General features: G+C 70.0%; 20 protein-coding genes. 14 read left to right on the forward strand and 6 right to left on the reverse strand.

All coding sequences use genetic code 11. The features are described 5' to 3' along the window. Positions 1-161: 161 nt before the first annotated feature. The 4 genes from AC5Y4Z_RS13315 to AC5Y4Z_RS13330 all read left to right on the forward strand — a co-directional run bounded on the left by AC5Y4Z_RS13315 (position 162) and on the right by AC5Y4Z_RS13330 (position 4,465). Positions 162-2,000, forward strand: coding sequence for an Hsp70 family protein (locus AC5Y4Z_RS13315; protein ID WP_499964400.1), 1,839 nt, complete (start codon positions 162-164; stop codon positions 1,998-2,000). A 106-nt stretch (positions 2,001-2,106) separates the two neighbouring features. Beyond that, positions 2,107-2,607 carry an oxidoreductase gene (locus AC5Y4Z_RS13320; RefSeq protein WP_499964402.1) on the forward strand — a complete coding sequence of 167 codons (501 nt, stop codon included), beginning with the start codon at positions 2,107-2,109 and terminating at the stop codon, positions 2,605-2,607. Positions 2,608-2,622: 15 nt separating this feature from the next. After that, positions 2,623-4,113 (forward strand): molybdopterin-dependent oxidoreductase, encoded by a 1,491-nt coding sequence (locus tag AC5Y4Z_RS13325; RefSeq protein ID WP_499964404.1) that lies wholly within the window; start codon positions 2,623-2,625, stop codon positions 4,111-4,113. 1 nt (position 4,114) lies between these two features. After that, positions 4,115-4,465 (forward strand): hypothetical protein, encoded by a 351-nt coding sequence (locus tag AC5Y4Z_RS13330; protein WP_499964406.1) that lies wholly within the window; start codon positions 4,115-4,117, stop codon positions 4,463-4,465. On the opposite strand, the gene AC5Y4Z_RS13335 is transcribed toward AC5Y4Z_RS13330, so the two are convergent. From AC5Y4Z_RS13335 to AC5Y4Z_RS13345, 3 genes are read right to left on the reverse strand one after another with little or no spacing between them, the layout of a single operon-like run. Continuing rightward, entirely contained in the window at positions 4,431-4,745 is a 315-nt protein-coding gene (locus tag AC5Y4Z_RS13335) for a hypothetical protein (RefSeq protein ID WP_499964408.1), read from the reverse strand. The genes AC5Y4Z_RS13330 and AC5Y4Z_RS13335 overlap by 35 nt on opposite strands. A gap of 11 nt (positions 4,746-4,756) precedes the next feature. Continuing rightward, a complete protein-coding gene (locus AC5Y4Z_RS13340; RefSeq protein WP_499964827.1) occupies positions 4,757-5,806 on the reverse strand; it encodes a hypothetical protein in 1,050 nt (349 codons plus the stop codon). A gap of 50 nt (positions 5,807-5,856) precedes the next feature. Then, positions 5,857-6,696 (reverse strand): SDR family oxidoreductase, encoded by an 840-nt coding sequence (locus tag AC5Y4Z_RS13345; RefSeq protein WP_499964411.1) that lies wholly within the window; start codon positions 6,694-6,696, stop codon positions 5,857-5,859. A gap of 281 nt (positions 6,697-6,977) precedes the next feature. Here AC5Y4Z_RS13345 and AC5Y4Z_RS13350 point away from each other — a divergent pair, with 281 nt between their 5' ends. Both AC5Y4Z_RS13350 and AC5Y4Z_RS13355 read left to right on the forward strand, forming a co-directional pair. Continuing rightward, the gene (locus AC5Y4Z_RS13350; RefSeq protein ID WP_499964414.1) at positions 6,978-7,547 is read left to right on the forward strand and encodes an MPT63 family protein; all 570 of its coding nucleotides are present in this window, start codon (positions 6,978-6,980) and stop codon (positions 7,545-7,547) included. 94 nt (positions 7,548-7,641) lie between these two features. After that, positions 7,642-8,577 carry a lysophospholipid acyltransferase family protein gene (locus tag AC5Y4Z_RS13355; RefSeq protein WP_499964416.1) on the forward strand — a complete coding sequence of 312 codons (936 nt, stop codon included), beginning with the start codon at positions 7,642-7,644 and terminating at the stop codon, positions 8,575-8,577. Between the two features lie 42 nt (positions 8,578-8,619). On the opposite strand, the gene AC5Y4Z_RS13360 is transcribed toward AC5Y4Z_RS13355, so the two are convergent. Together AC5Y4Z_RS13360 and mbp1 are read right to left on the reverse strand one after the other, a co-directional pair. Further along, complete coding sequence (locus AC5Y4Z_RS13360) at positions 8,620-9,363, reverse strand: winged helix-turn-helix domain-containing protein (RefSeq protein WP_499964418.1); 744 nt, start codon at positions 9,361-9,363, stop codon at positions 8,620-8,622. A gap of 176 nt (positions 9,364-9,539) precedes the next feature. Next, positions 9,540-9,776, reverse strand: coding sequence for a microaggregate-binding protein 1 (gene mbp1, locus AC5Y4Z_RS13365; protein ID WP_499964420.1), 237 nt, complete (start codon positions 9,774-9,776; stop codon positions 9,540-9,542). A gap of 299 nt (positions 9,777-10,075) precedes the next feature. On the opposite strand from mbp1, the gene pyrH reads away from it, so the two are divergent. From pyrH to AC5Y4Z_RS13395, 6 genes are read left to right on the forward strand one after another with little or no spacing between them, the layout of a single operon-like run. Continuing rightward, positions 10,076-10,834, forward strand: a complete 759-nt coding sequence (pyrH, locus tag AC5Y4Z_RS13370; protein ID WP_499964421.1) for a UMP kinase — start codon at positions 10,076-10,078, stop codon at positions 10,832-10,834. A 16-nt stretch (positions 10,835-10,850) separates the two neighbouring features. Beyond that, positions 10,851-11,408, forward strand: coding sequence for a ribosome recycling factor (frr, locus tag AC5Y4Z_RS13375; RefSeq protein ID WP_499964423.1), 558 nt, complete (start codon positions 10,851-10,853; stop codon positions 11,406-11,408). Positions 11,409-11,430: 22 nt separating this feature from the next. Then, positions 11,431-12,327, forward strand: coding sequence for a phosphatidate cytidylyltransferase (locus tag AC5Y4Z_RS13380; protein WP_499964425.1), 897 nt, complete (start codon positions 11,431-11,433; stop codon positions 12,325-12,327). Between the two features lie 26 nt (positions 12,328-12,353). Then, positions 12,354-13,454, forward strand: coding sequence for a dual-specificity RNA methyltransferase RlmN (gene rlmN / locus AC5Y4Z_RS13385; RefSeq protein ID WP_499964427.1), 1,101 nt, complete (start codon positions 12,354-12,356; stop codon positions 13,452-13,454). Between the two features lie 31 nt (positions 13,455-13,485). Further along, a complete protein-coding gene (dsbE, locus tag AC5Y4Z_RS13390; RefSeq protein WP_499964429.1) occupies positions 13,486-13,989 on the forward strand; it encodes a disulfide bond-forming protein DsbE in 504 nt (167 codons plus the stop codon). A gap of 4 nt (positions 13,990-13,993) precedes the next feature. Next, positions 13,994-14,842, forward strand: a complete 849-nt coding sequence (locus AC5Y4Z_RS13395) for a cytochrome c biogenesis CcdA family protein (protein WP_499964431.1) — start codon at positions 13,994-13,996, stop codon at positions 14,840-14,842. Positions 14,843-14,851: 9 nt separating this feature from the next. Here the strand turns inward: AC5Y4Z_RS13395 and AC5Y4Z_RS13400 are convergent, their stop codons facing one another. Next, positions 14,852-15,106, reverse strand: coding sequence for a DUF2631 domain-containing protein (locus AC5Y4Z_RS13400; protein WP_499964433.1), 255 nt, complete (start codon positions 15,104-15,106; stop codon positions 14,852-14,854). A 75-nt stretch (positions 15,107-15,181) separates the two neighbouring features. Between AC5Y4Z_RS13400 and dxr the strand changes: the two genes are divergently transcribed. Further along, positions 15,182-16,366: a 1-deoxy-D-xylulose-5-phosphate reductoisomerase gene (gene dxr, locus AC5Y4Z_RS13405; RefSeq protein WP_499964436.1), complete on the forward strand. Its 1,185-nt coding sequence runs from the start codon at positions 15,182-15,184 to the stop codon at positions 16,364-16,366. Beyond that, positions 16,363-17,571: a M50 family metallopeptidase gene (locus AC5Y4Z_RS13410; RefSeq protein ID WP_499964439.1), complete on the forward strand. Its 1,209-nt coding sequence runs from the start codon at positions 16,363-16,365 to the stop codon at positions 17,569-17,571. The genes dxr and AC5Y4Z_RS13410 overlap by 4 nt, the downstream gene beginning before the upstream one ends. Positions 17,572-17,584 lie beyond the last annotated feature (13 nt).

The following is a 17,584-nucleotide window of genomic DNA, read 5'->3' on the forward strand; positions in this document are numbered from 1 at the left end:
CCCGTCCAGGGCGGCCATCGCGTTAAACCAGCAGCGCCGAGTCGGGGCAACACGCCATGCGCAGGCGCGCCGGAACCGCGGGGACCCGTTGCCCCTCATCCGCCGCCGCGCCGACACGCGCGGGTGCGGATCGCCCAAAGATCAAAGGACATGGGGGAAAGATGAGCGATCCGCTCGGCTTGTCGATCGGGACGGCAAACCTGGTGGCCGCGCGCACCGGCGGGACCCCGGTGTCGCGCAGTTCGGTGGTGACGCTGTTCGGTCACCGTCCCCCGGAGGTCGGCGCGCCGGAGGAAAACCCCGCGCTGGACGAGCCCGGGCTGTCGCTGAGCGGATTCGTCGAGCGGGTCGGCGACGCCGATCCGTTGGTCGCGCCCGACGGGTCGGCCCACCGCGGCGAGGCGCTCGCCGCCGCCGCGCTCGACGGGATGGCCCGCGCGGCCGGACCCGCGGCCCCGGTCGCCGTCGCCGTGCCCGGGCATTGGACCGAGCATCAGGTCGGCGCCCTGCGGGCGGCGTTGCGCGGTTGCCCCGCGCTGGCACCCGACGCCGCACCGCCGGCGTTCATCTGCGACGGCACGGCCGCGCTGGCGGCGCTGTACGCCCAACCCGGGTTTCCCTACGACGGCGTCGTGGTGCTGTGCGACTTCGGCGCGAGCGGCAGCAGCATCACGCTGACCGATGCGGCCGCCAACTTCCGCCAGATCGCGCCGACCCTGCGCTGCACCGGGTTCTCCGGCAACCAGCTCGACCAGATGATCCTGCGACACGTCGCGTCGGATCCCGGCGCCGACGCCGCCGGCACCGCGCCGCTGGCCCCGCTGGGCCGCCGGCTGGCGCAGTGCCGCACCGCCAAGGAACAGCTGTCGTCGGCGACGGTCACCGTCATCCCGGCCGACCTTCCCGGCATCGGCGCGGACGTCCGGCTGACGCGCGGCGAGTTCGAAGCGCTCATCGCCGAACCGCTGCAACGCTTCGTCGAATGCATCCACGAGGTGTTGCAGCGCAACCGGATTCCGGCGGACGGGCTGGCCGCGATCGCGACGGTCGGCGGCGGTGCCTGCATCCCGTTGGTCACCAGCGTGCTGTCGGAGCGGCTGGGAGCCCCGGTCGTCACCACGGCGCAACCGCGGCTGAGCGCGGCCATCGGCGCCGCGGTGCTGGCCCAGATGCGCGCCTCCGCCGGCGCGCCCACGGCCGCCGCTGCCGCGGACGCGGCGACCGGCGTGGGGCAGGCGCCGTCGGCGCTGACCGAAGGCGTCGCCGCCGCCACCGCCATGGCCCCGGCGGCGTGGGCCGCCGCCTCCGCCCGCAGCGCCGCGGGACAGTCGGTCGCCGACGACGACCGATCGGCCACCTACCGCGCGCTGGCGTGGTCGCAGGAGGCCGCGTCGGCCGAGGTGCCCATACCCGCCGACGTCGGCGGCGGATACGACGGCGACGTGGGAAGCGACGTCGGAGGCGACCATGGCGGGGTCGATGCGGTCCCAGCGACTCCGCACGTGGCACCGCGACCACCGCGGCGGCGGCGGGGCCGGCGCACGGGGATACTCGTCAGCGCGTGCGGCGCGGCCGCCCTGGTGTTGCTCGTGGCCGCGGGGCTGGCCGTGCGGCTCGCCGGCACCGGCAACAAGCCCACCGACAACGTGCGCAACGTGACCCCGCCGGTCGAATCATCCCGGCTGCAGCCACCCCCGCCGCCGCCGGCCACCACCGCGGTCGAGTCCCCGAATGCCGGGCCGACCGAGTCGCCGCCGCCGGTGACGACGGCGGTCACCACGACGGTCGTCACCACCCAGGCGCCGGTGACCACGACGCCGCCGACCACCGCCCCGACGACCACCTACCCGACGACCACCCTTCCCCCCAGCACCTATCCGAGCTCCACGTACCCGACGACCACCTACCCGGGCACCTATCCGGGAACGCCCTACCCGTCGGCGGGCAAGAGCGCGGCGCCGACGTACACGCCTTATCCGACGGTGACCCCGCCATCGTGAGCGCCAGATCCGTTGGGCTTCTTGCCGACACACGGCAACCTGTGGAAGCGCTGACAGCTGGGCGGGGGCCAGTTTGTCGGCGGGTGCGGCGGGGTATCTAGCTGCGGTGGCTGGTCTTCTTGCGCGACTGTCGCATAAAGCGTGGGAGGGGATTTTCTCCTCGCCACCGCTGACGCTCAACGGCTACGTCGCGTTCGACCTGCCGCGGGCGGTGACGGGATTGGGCGCATCGCTTCTCCTGGGTGTGGTCGCCGTGCACGTCTACCTGTTGGCCACCCAACCGGGCCTGCCGGTGTACTTCGTGGTCTACGCCGCCGTGCTGATGGCCGCCTGCGCGGCCGCGGTCGTCACGATGGCGTTTGCCTTCAAACCGCTTGTGCCGCAGCGTGGTTGGTATTTCGGCAGCTTGCTGTGCACGGTCTTCCTCGTCATCTATCTGGTCAGCCGGTTCGTCAGCCTGCCCGGGCTGGTGGCGCTGACCGGCCGATGGGACCTGGCGCCGGGGACCATGGCGATGGCGCTGGCGGCCGGCTTCCTCGCGGTGCACACCACGGTCCTGTCCGGCATCAACGTGGCTTACCCGCAGCACCAGAACTGGCACGACTGATCGGGGCAGGGATTTATGACAGTGCTCGATTACCCGGTGTGGTTGCGCGTCGACCACTGGCTCAACGTGCTGTTCTTGACGTTGGTGATCCGCAGCGGCGTCGAGATCCTGTCCACGCACCCCAAGCTGTATTGGCACGACGACAGCAAGCCGGGCTCGGAGTGGGCGCGCTTCACCACCAAGGAGATGCCGACCAACAAGCTCTACGACACCCTCGACGAGGAGGAGGATTACAGCTCACTGTTCTCGCTGCCCGGCCACAAGAAACTGGGCATGGGCCGCCACTGGCACTTCTTCTCGGTGATCGGCTGGATCCTCGTCGGGTTGTCCTACTACATCCTGCTGTTCTCCACCGGGCAGTGGCACCGGTACTGGCCGTATTCGTGGTCGATCTTCCCCGAGGCGTGGAACGACATCGTCACCTACATGAGCTTCAACCTGCCGCCGCTGTTGCCCGGCGAACCCCTGGACGCCATCCAGAAGCTGACCTACGCCGGCGTGGTCTTCCTGCTCGCGCCGTTCCAGATCCTGACCGGCGCCGCCCAGTCCCCGGCCATCGAGGCGGCGTTCCCCTGGTACGTGCGCATGTGGGGTGGCCGCCAGTGGGCGCGCAGCCTGCACTTCGTGGGCCTGGTGGCGTTTTTGGTGTTCATCGTGATCCACCTGTCGATGGTCTTCTTCTGGAGTTGGGGACAGCTCACCGCGTCGATGATCTTCGGGTCGGTCCGCAACATCGGGTGGGCCACCTTCTGGTCGCTGGTGATCATCGCCGCGATCGTCGCCATCCACGTCGCGGCGACGGTGTGGAGCCTGCGCCGGCCCGTCCAGGTGCGCCGCGTCCTGGGCGCCGTCGTCACCCGCGCCCGCAAGATCCTGCTGCGACCGCTGAAATCGCGGCAGAACTACCCCGAGCGGATGATCTCCAAGGAGCACCGCGTCAACGGCAAGCCGCCGGCCAGCACCGAATACAAGGTGATGGCCGTGCACAACTTCGTCGACTACCGCTTGCGGGTGGGCGGCCTGGTGGAGAACCCGGTGACGCTGGACCTGGAGGCGCTGCGCGCGCTGGCCGATCAGCAGTCCCAGCGGGTGATGCACAACTGCGTGCAGGGCTGGACGAGCATCGGCGAATGGAGCGGACTGCCGCTGGCCCAGCTCGCCGACCATGTGCGGCCGCTGCCGCAGGCGAAATACATCTGCTTTTTGACCATGCAGGACAACGGCCGCGACGAGCCGAGTTCGGAGGGGGAGGGCCAGTTCTACGAGGTGATGGACCTCGAGCTCGCCTACAAGCCGCAGACGCTGCTGGCCTACGAGATGAACGGCAAGCCGCTGCCCATCAAGCACGGTGCCCCGCTGCGGCTGCGGGTGGAGACGCAGGTCGGCTTCAAGATGGCCAAGTGGATCAACCAGATCGAGTTCGTCGAGGACTATTCCGGCATCGGCCACGGCCTCGGGGGCTGGCGGGAGGACAACGTCCACTACGACAAGGACGTGGAGATCTGACATGACCGACAACGTGCGGCCCGAGCTGATCGACCTGAAAACCGCTGAGTGCGAACGGGTTCTCGAGCTGGTGGCCGTCAAGGGCGGGCAGTGCGCCGGGTGCGGCGCCAAGGACTTCGCCGTCGGCCATGCCCTCTACCTCGGGTTCCTGTTCCTCAACGAGGAGGACGACGCCTTCATGGTCGCGCTGACGTGCCGCAATCCCGACTGTCCGATGCCCCGGACCGGAATCGTGTTGGGCGCCAAAGACTTCCTGACTGAGTACGAGGACATGGGCGAAGTCGACGACATCGCCTACCGGGCCCGCGCGGAACAGGCTAGCGCAACCTGGGGTGGCTCGGGGCGTCGCTGAACCGGGGGCGGGCCACGTCGAACCGCTCGATCAGGTCCGACACCGAACGCAGCTCCGCGCACAGCGACTGAAAGCGGCCCTCGCCGGCCTCGTCGAGCACGCCGAGGCAGCTGTAGTGCACCAGCCGGCGCAGCCGCCCGGAAAGCGCTGTGCCCCACCGGATGCTGAAGTCGTAGACCTGGCTTTCGCTCACCTCGTCGAGCCGGCCGAGCTCCCGGAGCGCCTCGATCTGCTCGGTCAAGAACTCCACGTCGTCGTCGATCCCGATCGCCGCGCTCATCGGACCTCCCATCACAGGTGCGGTTTCGCCACGCTGATCACGTCGGGCTGACCGCGCAGCGTCAGGTACACGCGCTTGGGCCCGATCGCCATTCCCGACAGCGGCGCCGACGCGACGGAACCGGCCGGCAGGCCGGCCCGGTAGTCGATCGTGCGGATCACCGGGATGCTGCCGCTCGGATAGCCGGTGAAGCTGGCGGTCTCCAGCACCGTCACGTCGCGGTCGGTGGCGGCGTACACGCGGGTGTCGTCGGTGCCCAGATAGCGGATCGGCGACGAAAGCCGCGTTTTGGCAAGCACTTCCAGCCCCTCGCCGCCGCGGCGCGAGTCGACGGCGTAGAGCACGTTGTCGTCGCGGGTGGCGACGTAGCTGCGCGCCACCGACGTCGAGTCGCCGGCCCACGCGGCGACATCCATCTGCAGCGAGCCGCGTTCGTCGGGAGGCGACGAGGGCCCCTTGTAGTAGCGGATGCCCGACGGCCCGTACAGGTGGTATTCGATCTCGCGGCCGCGGTTGGCGCCGTCGATGGTGTCGGCGGGCTGCGCGGCGAAGGTTGCGGTCGGCAGTTTGCGAAAACCGTACTGGTCCACCGGCGTCACCGACGAGCCGTCCGCCGACAGCGCGAGCAGCACCCGCATGCCGGCGTCCTCGGCGAGGTACGCGGGGGCGGGCCCGGCGTCGAACGCGCCGACCGGCTTCAGGCTGGCGATGTCGACGACGGCCACCTTGCCGCGTTCGGGTTGCGGCACGAAGACGTGCCCGTCGTCCTTCTGGCTGATCTGCAGGTTGCGCCCGTTGCCCATGGGGTCCGACAGCCGCGTGTGGGCGGTCCGGGGGGCGGCGAAGGCGATCGAGGCCAGCTTGTGGTCGTCGGTCAGGCCCAGCAGCGCGCCGTCGTGATACGACCACACCGGGTCGTGCAGGGCGGCGTCGATGGCGGCCACCGCGACCTCCGGCGCGCTCTCCAGCGAAGCGCCCGGGGCCGAACACCCCGCCGCCGCCACGATTCCGGCGGCCGCCGCCCCCGCCCAACGCAGCCGCCGCCGATGGTCCGTCGTGATCGCCACGATCGGGGCAGTACCCCGCTGCGTGGCCCGCTACACGTGTGCGATTACAGGATCGGCCGGCCGCCGGTCACGGCCACCCGCGCCCCGGAGATGTAACTGGCGTCCTCGCAGGCCAGCAGCACGTAGATCGGCGCCAGCTCGGCCGGCTGCCCGGCCCGCCCGAGCGGCACGTTGTCCCCGAACGATTCGACGCTCTCCGGGGGCATCGTCGACGGGATCAGCGGCGTCCAGATCGGGCCCGGGGCCACGCTGTTGACGCGGATTCCCTTGTCGCCCAGCAATTGGGCGAGGCTCGCCGAGAAATTGGCGATGGCCGCCTTCGTCGCGGCATAGGGCGCCAGGGTGGGGTTGGGAGTGTCGGAGTTGACCGAGGAACTGCCGATGATCGAGGAGCCGGGGCCCATGTGCGGCAGCGCCGCCTTGGCGAGGTGAAAGTAGGCGCCCACGTTGAGCCGGAACGTGTAGTCCCATTCCTCGTCGCTGATCTCCTCGAGGGTTTTGTGCATCATCTGGTAGGCGGCGTTGTTGACGAGGATGTCGATGCCGCCGAATTCGGCGACCGCGCGGTTGACCACCGCGCGGCAGTGGGCGGCGTCGGAGAGGTCGCCGCGCACCAACACGCACTTGCGGCCGGCGTCTTCGACGAGGCGGGCCACGTCGCTCGCGTCGTCGTCCTCGTTGAGGTAGGAGACGAGCACGTCGGCGCCCTCGCGGGCGAACGCGATGGCGACCGCGCGGCCGATGCCGCTGTCGCCGCCGGTGATGATCGCCCGCTTGCCGGTGAGCTTTCCCGAGCCACGGTAACTGTCCTCGCCGCAGTCCGGGACTGGGTCCATCCGCGCCTGCACGCCCGGAACGGGTTGTTGCTGCGCCGCAAAACTCATGAGTGGCCGGCCCTTTCGTGACGGGTGACTGTACGGCTGCGGCTACCCCGGGCGGGCGAATTTAATCGCCGATGGTTGAAGACCAATGATGCCCATGTGAATTCTGTGACGCGAAAGGCGCTGCGCCGCAAACCAAATCCACCACCGTTTGCGCAGGTGATGGGCGCGTTGCGGCCAATCTCCGTTATCGGTTGTTTAGCCCCGCTGCCGAAGGGATATGCGGGGGATTGTGCGTTTATCGCCCTCGCGTGGGAGCGATTGTTCGACACGAAAGGAAAACCATGAAATTCACTACGTCCGCTGTAAAGGCAGCCGTTGCTGCCGGGGGTATAGCGGCGGCCAGCTTTTTCGCTGCGGCAACCGCTTCCGCTTCGCCCCCGCCCAACATCCAGGGATTCGGCACGAGCGAACAGCTCGTCGACGGGCCCCTGACCACCACCTACACCGTGAACAACCTGCAGCCGAGCAACGTCTCGATCCCCGGCTACACGCCGAAGGGGACGCTGTATCAGGCCGAGGTCACGGCGAGGTCCGACGCCGGCGTCGTGACGCCCATGGTCAACGACTTCATCGCCCGCGGGCCCAACGGGCAGAACTACCGGGTGATCGACAAGGTTCAGGTCCCCAACGGCCTCAACCCGGCGCCGATCCCGCAGGGCACCGAATCGACCGGCACCCTGTACTTCGACGTGACCGGCGCGCCGCCGAACGGCGTCGTCTACAACGACGGGATGCAGGACATCCTGATCTGGACGTCGAACGTGCCGGGACAGAACCCCGGGCCGAACTCGCCTAACGCACCGGGCGCACCGGCGCAGGGCACGCCGCCCAGCCCGCCGGCACACGCCTGATCCGATCGCCTTGTCTCCCCGCGCCACGCCCTGTGGCGCGGGGAGATTTGCGTAGGCGGGCGTCCCGCGCGGCCGAAGGGGGTACCCAGCGGGCATGACCGAAACCGACCACAGGCCAAAGGCAGTACGTGCGCAGGCAAAGCGGCACGCCGAGCGGGCGCGGGCGGCGATGGAGGACCGGCGCAGCGGCCAGGACGGCGGGCTTTCCGGCTGGGTCGCCCAGCGGGCCGGCAGATGGGACCTCAGCGGCCAGGACGAAGCCACGCTGCAGCGCCAGAAGTTCTTCTGGAATGTGCTGGTGGACTACTGGTTCCGCATGGAGATCGACGGCTGGGAGAACGTCCCCGCGCCCCCGGCCTTGTTGGTGGGCATTCACTCCGGCGCCCCGTTCGTCTGGGATGCGTGGACCGTCGGCCTGCAGTGGTGGCGGCGCTTCGGCCAGGACCGGCCCCTGCACGGCACCGCCCACGACGCGTTGATGGCCATCCCGATCTTCGGGCGTTACTTCCGGTCGATGGGCGTGCTGCCGGCCGCCCCCGACGCGATCGCCACCGCGCTGGCCGAAGGGCGCGACGTGGCGCTGTGGCCCGGCGGCGAGGTGGACTCGCTGCGCCCGTGGAGCGAGCGCGACCGCGCGAACCTGGCGGGGCGAAAAGGCTTCGTGAAAATGGCGATTCGCGCCGGGGTGCCGATCGTGCCGATCGCGACCGTCGGCGGCGCCGACGCGATGCCGGTGCTGATCCGCGGCGACCAGTTGTCCAAGGTGCTGAAACTCGATCGCCTGTTGCGGCTCAAGGTGTTCCCCGTGGCGGTCTCCCTGCCATGGGGCATCGCCCCCGCGGCGCTGCCCCAGCTGCCGCTGCCGGCCAAGATCAGGACCCGGTTCATGCCCGCGGTCGAACTCGACCGGGATGCCGCGCGCGCCGAGGACGACGGCTACGTCGAGGCCAAGTACCGCGAGGTCGAAGACGCGATTCAACAGGGCATGGACGCGCTGGCCCGCAAGCGGGCACTGCCGCTCTTCGCGTGACCGGCCCGCGAAAGGCGCGGCGCCACAACGTGTTCGGGACGCCTAGTGCGCGATCGGGTCGCTGGCGGGTTGGGCCGTCGTCCACACCGGCGTCAGCGCCGACTCGCTGAGGATCCATTCCGGTTGGGGCGGGGTGGCCACCATATAGCCCACGCCGCGGACGGTGTCGATGATCGATTCGTGCTGCGGTCCCAGCTTGGCGCGCAGCCGGCGCACGTGCACGTCGACCGTGCGGACGCGGCCGTTGCAGTCATAGCCCCACACCTCGTGCATCAACCGGGTGCGGGTGAACGCCCGGCCGGCGTGCTGCACAAGGAAATTCAGCAGTTTGAACTCGGTCAGCGTCAGGCCCAGATCGTGGCCGTCCAGCGAGGCGGTGAAGCTGGCCGGGTGCAGCAACAGCTCCCCGAATTTCAGGGTGCCGTCCATCGCGCTGCGCCGCCGCGCGACCGCCAGGCGCAGCCGCGCCTCCAGCTCGTCGGACCCGGTGGCCGGCAGCAGCACGTCGTCGCAGTGCCAGTCGACGTCCACCGCCGCGAAGCGGGCCGGCGCCACCATCGCCACCACCGCGAGGGACGGCGCGTCCGACGTCAGCCGGCGGCACACGCCGCGGGCCGCCTCGAGATCGGTGCGCGCGTCGATGATCGCGACGTCGGCGCCGTCGCGCTTTCCGTCGAGCTGGCCGCTCAGCGGCGCGCGTCGCACGCTGTGGGTGATCGATTTCAGGCTCGGCAGGGCCGACGCGAAGTCGTCTTCGTCACTAAGCAGTAGAACGTCCAAAGACATCTCCAAACTCGTGAGTTGTCATCGCCCCCCACCCGTAGGCACCTCACGGCGAGATGTCTGCAGCGCAGCGCTGAGTACCCGTTTCAAAGCAAGACTATGCAAAGTCTATTGCGCGACCCGGGAAAGTCGACGGGTCCGGCCCGTTTGCACGGACCGGACCCATCGTTTGCGGCAAGCTACTGGTTGGCCTTCTGGCGCTCCTCGGCCGCCTCGGCGCCGCCGCGGGCGGCCTCGGCTTGGGCTTCCTTCTTCGCCGCGTCGCGCTGCGCCTCGGCTTTGTCCTGCTGGGCCTGGCCTTCGCGCGTCAGGTCGTCGCGCCCGGTCACCGCGCCAACGGCTTCCTTGGCCTTGCCCTTGACGTCCTCGACGACGCCCTTCACTGCTTCAGCAGGTCCCGACTTGTTGTCCGCCATGGATTGTTTCCTCCTCATCGGCGTACGAGCTGAGCGATTGCTGCTCAACGTCACACGGCGAGGCGGGCCCTCATTCTCAAGGCCTTGGGTTCGCCCCCCGCGAGGGTGCGGATTCCCCGGGCCGCCCGTCGCTCAAACATTTGGCGCCGGAACCCAAGCCGCGCCGCAGCGGCCAACCGTGTCGCCAACTGCGCAGATAATGCACCCCGCCGACGCCACATTGTGCTGCGATGAGGCAGGATGTGAAATGCCGTTCCGGATGAGTTCGCCCGGGATGGCACTCTCATACGAGGAGTTTGATGACGGAGTCCAGGGAGCCGACCAAAGCCACCAACGGCGCACCGGAGAGCCGCTCCAAGTACACGCGGGTGCTGCTCAAGCTCGGCGGCGAGATGTTCGGCGGCGGCCAGGTCGGCCTGGACCCCGACGTGGTGGCGCAGGTCGCCCGCCAGATCGCCGAGGTGGTCCGCGGCGGCGTGCAGGTCGCGGTGGTGATCGGCGGCGGCAACTTCTTCCGCGGCGCGCAGCTGCAACAGCGGGGGATGGAGCGCACGCGTTCGGACTACATGGGCATGCTCGGCACCGTCATGAACAGCCTCGCGCTGCAGGACTTCCTGGAGAAGGAAGGCATCGTCACCCGGGTCCAGACCGCCATCACCATGGGCCAGGTGGCCGAGCCCTACCTGCCGCTGCGCGCCGTGCGCCACCTGGAGAAGGGCCGCGTGGTGATCTTCGGGGCCGGCATGGGGCTGCCCTACTTCTCCACCGACACCACGGCCGCGCAGCGGGCCCTGGAGATCGGGGCCGAGGTGGTCCTGATGGCCAAGGCGGTCGACGGGGTGTTTTCCGCGGATCCGCGGCACCACCCGGAGGCCGAGCTGATCACCGCGATCAGCCATCGCGAGGTGATCGACCGCGGGCTGCGGGTGGCCGACGCCACCGCGTTCAGCCTGTGCATGGACAATGGCATGCCGATCCTGGTGTTCAACCTGCTGACCAACGGCAATATCGCCCGGGCGGTCGCTGGTGAGAAGATCGGAACGCTGGTCACCACCTGAGGGGAAGACGCGCAACATGATTGACGAGGCCCTCTTCGACGCCGAAGAGAAAATGGAAAAGGCCGTATCCGTGGCCCGCGACGACTTGTCCACCATCCGAACCGGCCGCGCCAACCCGGGCATGTTCTCGCGGATCGTGATCGACTACTACGGCACCAACACGCCCATCACCCAGCTGGCCAGCATCAACGTGCCCGAGGCGCGGCTGGTCGTCATCAAGCCCTACGAGGCGAGCCAGCTGCACGCCATCGAGACGGCGATCCGCAACTCAGACCTGGGGGTCAATCCCACCAACGACGGCACCCTGATCCGGGTGGCGGTGCCGCAGCTGACCGAGGAGCGCCGCAAGGAGCTGGTCAAGCAGGCCAAGCACAAGGGCGAGGAGGCCCGGGTGTCGGTGCGCAACATCCGTCGCAAGGCGATGGAGGAGCTGCACCGCATCCGCAAAGACGGCGAGGCCGGCGAGGACGAGGTCGGCCGGGCCGAAAAGGACCTGGACAAGACCACCCATCAGTACGTCACCCAGATCGACGAGCTGGTCAAGCACAAGGAAGGCGAGCTGCTGGAGGTCTAGCGGCCGCTCAGCAACCAAGTACGTGGCAGAGACTGATATCGGCGCAGACGGCACTCCAGCCGACGGCTCCGCCCCCAATACGTCGCGAGCCGGTCGCAACCTGCCGGTCGCCATCATCGTCGGTGGCGCCATCGGCGGGGCCGTCATCGCCAGCTTGAAGTACGCCCCGCACGCGTTTCTCGGAATACTCGGTGCCGGGGTCGCGCTGGGCACGTTGGAAATGGGGCGGCGATTGCGCGCCGCCGGATACGTGATTCCGATGACGCCGTTGCTGATCGGTGGCCAGGCGACCGTCTGGATGACCTGGCCCTTCGGCGCCCGCGGCGCGCTGGCCGGCTTCGGTGCTTCGGTCGTGGTGTGCATGATCTGGCGGTTGGTGAGCCCGCAGGGTCGCCGCGCGGCGCACGGCACGCACGCGCCTCCGGCGAATTACCTGCGCGACGTCTCGACCACCATCCTGGTGGCCGCCTGGGTTCCGCTGTTCGCCTCCTTCGCGGCGTTGCTGGTCTATCACCACAACGGGCCCGCGAAGGTGTTTGCCCTGGCGATAGGCGTCGTTTTCTCCGACGTCGGCGGCTATGCCGCGGGTGTGCTGTTCGGCAGGCACCCGATGGTCCCCGCGATCAGCCCGAAGAAATCCTGGGAGGGGTTTGCCGGCTCGCTGCTGCTCGGAATCACCGCAACCACCCTGGCAGTGACATACCTGGTCGGCAAGCCGGTGTGGATCGGCCTGTTGCTGGGCTTCGTCTTGGTAATCACCGCGACGCTGGGCGACCTGGTGGAATCGCAGGTCAAGCGGGATCTCGGGATCAAGGACATGGGCAGCGTACTGCCCGGCCACGGTGGCGTGATGGACCGATTCGACGGCTTCCTGCCGGCTTCGGTGGCGGCCTGGATCGTGCTGACGCTGGTGCCCTGACCGTCTGCGGGGACACTGGGGATGGGATGAAGCAGGAGCTGGTGTTCGAGGCACCGCGGCGCGCGCTGCCGCCGCGGCACCTGGCCGACCTCGACGAGGCCGGCCGCGCGTCGGCCGTCGCGGAGCTGGGGCTGCCTGCGTTTCGCGCCAGGCAGCTCGCGCAGCAGTACTACGGCCGGCTGATCGCCGACCCGCGCCAGATGACCGACCTTCCGGCCGCCGTGCGCGACGCGATCGCCGACGCGCTGTTCCCCGACCTGCTGACCGCGGCCGCCGACGTCACCTGCGACGCGGGTGAGACGCGAAAAACGTTGTGGCGGGCCGTCGATAACGCCACCTTCGAATCCGTGCTGATGCGCTACCCGCAGCGCAACACGGTGTGCATCTCGTCGCAGGCGGGCTGCGGCATGGCCTGCCCGTTCTGCGCCACCGGCCAGGGCGGCCTGACCCGCAACCTGTCCACGGCCGAGATCCTCGAACAGGTCCGCGCCGCCGCGGCGGCCCTGCGCGACGACTTCGGCCCGACCCCCCAGCGGCTGTCCAACGTGGTCTTCATGGGCATGGGGGAGCCGCTGGCCAACTACGCCCGGGTGCTGGCCGCGGTGCGGCGCATCACCGAACCGCCGCCGCGCGGGTTCGGCATCTCGGCCCGCTCGGTGACGGTGTCCACCGTCGGCCTGGCCCCGGCGATCCGCAAACTCGCCGACGAACGGCTCGGGGTGACCCTCGCGCTGTCGCTGCACGCGCCCGACGACGAGCTGCGCGACACGCTGGTCCCGGTCAACAACCGGTGGAAGATCGCCGAGGCGCTCGACGCGGCCCGCTACTACGCCGACGTGACCGGGCGGCGGGTCTCGGTCGAGTACGCGTTGATCCGCGACGTCAACGACCAGCCCTGGCGGGCCGACCTGCTGGGCAAGCGGCTGCATCGCGCGCTCGGGCCGCTGGTGCACGTGAACCTGATCCCGCTCAACCCCACCCCCGGCAGCGACTGGGATGCCAGCCCCAAGGCGGTCGAGCGCGAGTTCGTGCGGCGCGTCCGCGCCGCGGGGGTGTCGTGCACGGTGCGGGACACGCGCGGGCGGGAGATCAGCGCCGCCTGCGGACAGCTGGCCGCCGGGCGCTGAACCCGCGGGGCGCGCGGCCCGTCTACAGGGCATGTTTCGTTTCTCATTCGCGCTCAAGCTGATTGCCGCCGCCCTTCTCGGCGCCGCGCTGATCTTCGGGCTGGGCGATGCGCCGCGCGCGGCGGCCGCCGACGACCGCCTGCAATTCACCGCCACCACGCTGAGCGGCGCCCCGTTCAACGGCGCCGGCCTGCAGGGCAGGCCGGCCGTGCTGTGGTTCTGGACGCCGTGGTGCCCGTTCTGCAACGCCGAGGCCCCCGGCGTCAGCCAGGTGGCGGCAGCCAACCCGGCCGTCACGTTCGTCGGCGTCGCGGCCCACTCGGACGTCGGGGCCATGCAGAACTTCGTCTCCAAGTACCACCTGAATTTCACCAACCTCAACGACGCCGACGGCTCGATCTGGGCGCGCTACAACGTCCCGTGGCAGCCGGCGTACGTGTTCTACCGGGCCGACGGCAGCTCGACCTTCGTCAACAACCCCACCTCGGCGATGTCCCAGGACGAACTGGCCGGCCGGGTGGCCGCGCTGCGCTGAACACGTGGACCGGGGTCTCGTCGGCCTGGCCTTCGCCGCCGGATTGGTGGCGGCGCTGAACCCGTGCGGGTTTGCCATGCTGCCGGCGTATCTGCTCCTCGCGGTGCGAGGGCCGCGATCCGGCGAACGCACCGGTCTGGCCGCGCTCGGTCGCGCGCTGGCGGCCACCGCGGGGATGGCGCTGGGCTTCGTGACGGTGTTCGGGTCGTTCGGCGCGCTGACGATATCGGCCGCGTCGACCGTGCAGCGCTACCTGCCCTACGCGACCGTGGTGATCGGCGCGCTGCTGGTCGCGGCGGGGGTGTGGCTGGCGTCGGGCCGGGAGCTGAGGCTCCGGCCGCTGGGCCCGCGCTGGGCCCCGAGCGTGCGGCTGGGGTCGATGTACGGGTACGGCGTCAGCTACGCGATCGCGTCGCTGTCCTGCACGATCGGTCCTTTCCTGGCGGTCACCGCCGCCGGGCTGAAATCCGGCTCCGTCGTCACCGGCGTCGCCGTCTACCTCGCCTACGTCGCCGGCCTGACGCTGATCGTGGGCGTCCTGGCCGTCGCCGCGGTGACGGCCGGCTCGGCGCTGGTCGATCGGCTGCGGCGGGTGCTGCCGTTCGTCAACCGGATCGGGGGCGCGCTGCTGGTGCTCGTCGGGGGCTACGTCGCCTATTACGGCGTCTACGAGCTGCGCCTCTTCGGCTCCCGGGCCAACCCGCGGGACGCGGTGGTCGGCGCGGCCGGCCGCCTGCAGGGCGCGCTGGCCGGTTGGGTGCACCAACACGGCCTCTGGCCCTGGGCGACGGCCCTGTCGCTGCTGGTGGCCGGCGCTCTGGCCGGCGCCTGGCGCCGGCGGGCGCGGCGCTAGACCGGGCGGCTACCTGAGCCAGCCGCGGCGGCGGCCCCACCCGTCGCGGATCAGCACGACCGCCGTCAGTATGGCGAACCCGATGAGGAATGCGTTCTCGATGTGGCCGACGTGGTTGCCGCGCAGCATCGCCAGCAGGAAGATCACGATGACCAGCCCGGTAATGCGCCAGGTGCGGTAGTTGATCCTGCTCCACCCCCAGGCTGCCGACGGCACCTCGGCGACGTCGACGCCGTTGAAGTGCTCCACCTCGGTACTGGCCACAGTGATCCCTTCCGGTCGGCTTCTGCAGAGATTCTGGCACACGCGCTGTCAGGCCGAGCGGGGCACAATGAGTGGGTGACGAATCCGACCACCGACGGGCGCCTGCGCGTGCTGGTGCTGGGCAGCACCGGATCGATCGGCACCCAGGCGCTGGAGGTCATCGCGGCCAACCCGGACCGCTTCGAGGTGGTCGGGCTGGCCGCGGGGGGCGCCAACCCCGACGTCCTGGCGCGCCAGCGCGCCGAGACCGGGGTGACGAACGTCGCCGTCGCCGACGACCGCGCCGCCGAGCGCATCGGGGACGTCCCCTTCTCCGGGCCCGACGCGGTGACCCGCCTGGTGCACGAGACCGAGGCCGACGTCGTCCTCAACGCGCTGGTCGGCGCGCTGGGCCTGCGACCGACGCTGGCCGCGCTGGAGACGGGCGCGAGGCTGGCGCTGGCCAACAAAGAGTCGCTGGTCGCGGGGGGCCCGCTGGTGCTGCGGGCGGCGCGGCCGGGCCAGATCGTGCCCGTCGACTCCGAACACTCGGCGTTGGCGCAGTGCCTGCGCGGCGGCGACCCGGACGAGGTCGCCAGGCTGGTGCTGACCGCCTCGGGCGGGCCGTTTCGCGGCTGGTCGCCCGCCGACCTCGAGGCCGTCACGCCCGAGCAGGCGGGCGCCCACCCGACCTGGTCGATGGGCCCGATGAACACGCTGAACTCGGCGTCGCTGGTCAACAAGGGGCTCGAGCTCATCGAAACCCACCTGCTGTTCGGCGTCGGCTACGACCGCATCGAGGTCGTGGTGCACCCCCAGTCGATTGTTCATTCGATGGTCACCTTCGTCGACGGCTCGACGATCGCCCAGGCCAGCCCGCCGGACATGAAGCTGCCCATCTCGCTGGCCCTGGGCTGGCCGCGGCGGGTCCCCAACGCGGCGCCCGCCTGCGCGTTCGGCACCGCCTCCAGCTGGGAGTTCGAGCCGCTGGACGACGAGGTCTTCCCGGCCGTCGAGCTGGCCCGGCACGCCGGCCGGACCGGCGGCTGCCTGACCGCGATCTACAACGCGGTCAACGAAGAGGCGGCAGAAGCCTTCCTCAAGGGCCGGATTCGGTTCCCCGGAATCGTGCAAACCGTCGCCGACGTGCTGCACGCCGCCGACCAATGGGCCGCCGAACCGGCTAACGTGGACGACGTACTCGATGCGCAGCGCTGGGCACGGGAAATGGCCAGGCGCCGGATCGATCGAGTCGCACAGGAGGTCCTACCAACCCGATGATGTTCGTTATCGGCATTGTGCTGTTCGCGCTCGCCATCCTGATCTCGGTGGCGCTGCACGAATGCGGCCACATGTGGGTGGCCCGCGCCACCGGCATGAAGGTGCGCCGCTACTTCGTCGGCTTCGGTCCCACGCTGTGGTCGACCCGGCGCGGCGAAACCGAGTACGGCGTCAAGGCCGTCCCGCTGGGCGGCTTCTGCGACATCGCGGGCATGACGCCCGTCGAGGACCTGGCCCCCGACGAGGGCGACCGCGCCATGTACAAGCAGGCGACCTGGCGGCGCGTCGCGACGCTGTTCGCGGGCCCCGGCATGAACTTCGTGATCTGCCTGGTGCTGATCTACGGCATCGCGCTCATCTGGGGGCTGCCCAACCTGCACCCGAAGGCCGTGGTCGGCCAAACCGCTTGTGTCGCAGCCGATGTCGCCCCCGGCAAGCCGGGTCAGTGCGGCGGTCCCGGGCCGGCGGCGCTGGCCGGGATCCGCGCCGGCGACGTCGTCCTCAAGGTGGGCGACACCCCGGTGTCCACCTTCGACGACATGGCCGCCGCGATCCGCAAGTCGCACGGCACCGTCCCGATCGTCGTCGAGCGCGGCGGCGCCCCGATCACCACCTACGTCAACGTCCAGCCGACGCAGCGCTGGCTGTCCGGCGGGCAGGGCAGCAAGCCGGAACTGTCCACCGTCGGCGCCATCGGCGTCGGACCCGCGCAGGCCGGGCCCACGCACTACGGCGTGTTCTCGGCGGTGCCGGCCACCTTCGCCTTCACCGGCGACCTGAGCGTCGAGGTGGGCAAGGCGCTGGTGACGATCCCGACGAAGGTCGGCGCGCTCGTGCACGCCATCGGCGGCGGGCAGCGCGACCCACAGACCCCGATGAGCGTGGTGGGGGCCAGCATCATCGGCGGCGACACCGTCGACCACGGGCTGTGGGTGGCGTTCTGGTTCTTCCTGGCCCAGCTGAACCTCATCCTGGGCGCGATCAACCTGGTGCCGCTGCTGCCCTTCGACGGCGGCCACATCGCCATCGCGGTGTTCGAAAAGATCCGCAACCTGATCCGCTCGACCCGGGGCATGGTCGCGGCCGCGCCGGTGAACTACCTGCGGCTCATGCCCGCCACGTACGTGGTGCTGGTGTTCGTGGTCGGCTACATGCTGTTGACTGTGACCGCGGACCTGGTCAACCCGATCAGGTTGTTCCAGTGAGTCCCGTCGGCCT

It is taken from the genome of Mycobacterium sp. NGS63 (genome assembly GCF_059812295.1).

Bases quoted from the DNA above. Each gene is read 5' to 3' on its own strand.
- AC5Y4Z_RS13335 (WP_499964408.1), bottom strand. From the start codon at position 4,745: ATGAGCGCGGCGATCGGGATCGACGACGACGTGGAGTTCTTGACCGAG.
- AC5Y4Z_RS13355 (WP_499964416.1), top strand. From the start codon at position 7,642: ATGACCGAAACCGACCACAGGCCAAAGGCAGTACGTGCGCAGGCAAAG.
- AC5Y4Z_RS13345 (WP_499964411.1), bottom strand. From the start codon at position 6,696: ATGAGTTTTGCGGCGCAGCAACAACCCGTTCCGGGCGTGCAGGCGCGG.
- pyrH (WP_499964421.1), top strand. From the start codon at position 10,076: ATGACGGAGTCCAGGGAGCCGACCAAAGCCACCAACGGCGCACCGGAG.
- rlmN (WP_499964427.1), top strand. From the start codon at position 12,354: ATGAAGCAGGAGCTGGTGTTCGAGGCACCGCGGCGCGCGCTGCCGCCG.
- AC5Y4Z_RS13325 (WP_499964404.1), top strand. From the start codon at position 2,623: ATGACAGTGCTCGATTACCCGGTGTGGTTGCGCGTCGACCACTGGCTC.
- AC5Y4Z_RS13360 (WP_499964418.1), bottom strand. From the start codon at position 9,363: ATGTCTTTGGACGTTCTACTGCTTAGTGACGAAGACGACTTCGCGTCG.
- AC5Y4Z_RS13410 (WP_499964439.1), top strand. From the start codon at position 16,363: ATGATGTTCGTTATCGGCATTGTGCTGTTCGCGCTCGCCATCCTGATC.
- AC5Y4Z_RS13315 (WP_499964400.1), top strand. From the start codon at position 162: ATGAGCGATCCGCTCGGCTTGTCGATCGGGACGGCAAACCTGGTGGCC.
- AC5Y4Z_RS13350 (WP_499964414.1), top strand. From the start codon at position 6,978: ATGAAATTCACTACGTCCGCTGTAAAGGCAGCCGTTGCTGCCGGGGGT.
- dsbE (WP_499964429.1), top strand. From the start codon at position 13,486: ATGTTTCGTTTCTCATTCGCGCTCAAGCTGATTGCCGCCGCCCTTCTC.
- frr (WP_499964423.1), top strand. From the start codon at position 10,851: ATGATTGACGAGGCCCTCTTCGACGCCGAAGAGAAAATGGAAAAGGCC.
- AC5Y4Z_RS13330 (WP_499964406.1), top strand. From the start codon at position 4,115: ATGACCGACAACGTGCGGCCCGAGCTGATCGACCTGAAAACCGCTGAG.
- mbp1 (WP_499964420.1), bottom strand. From the start codon at position 9,776: ATGGCGGACAACAAGTCGGGACCTGCTGAAGCAGTGAAGGGCGTCGTC.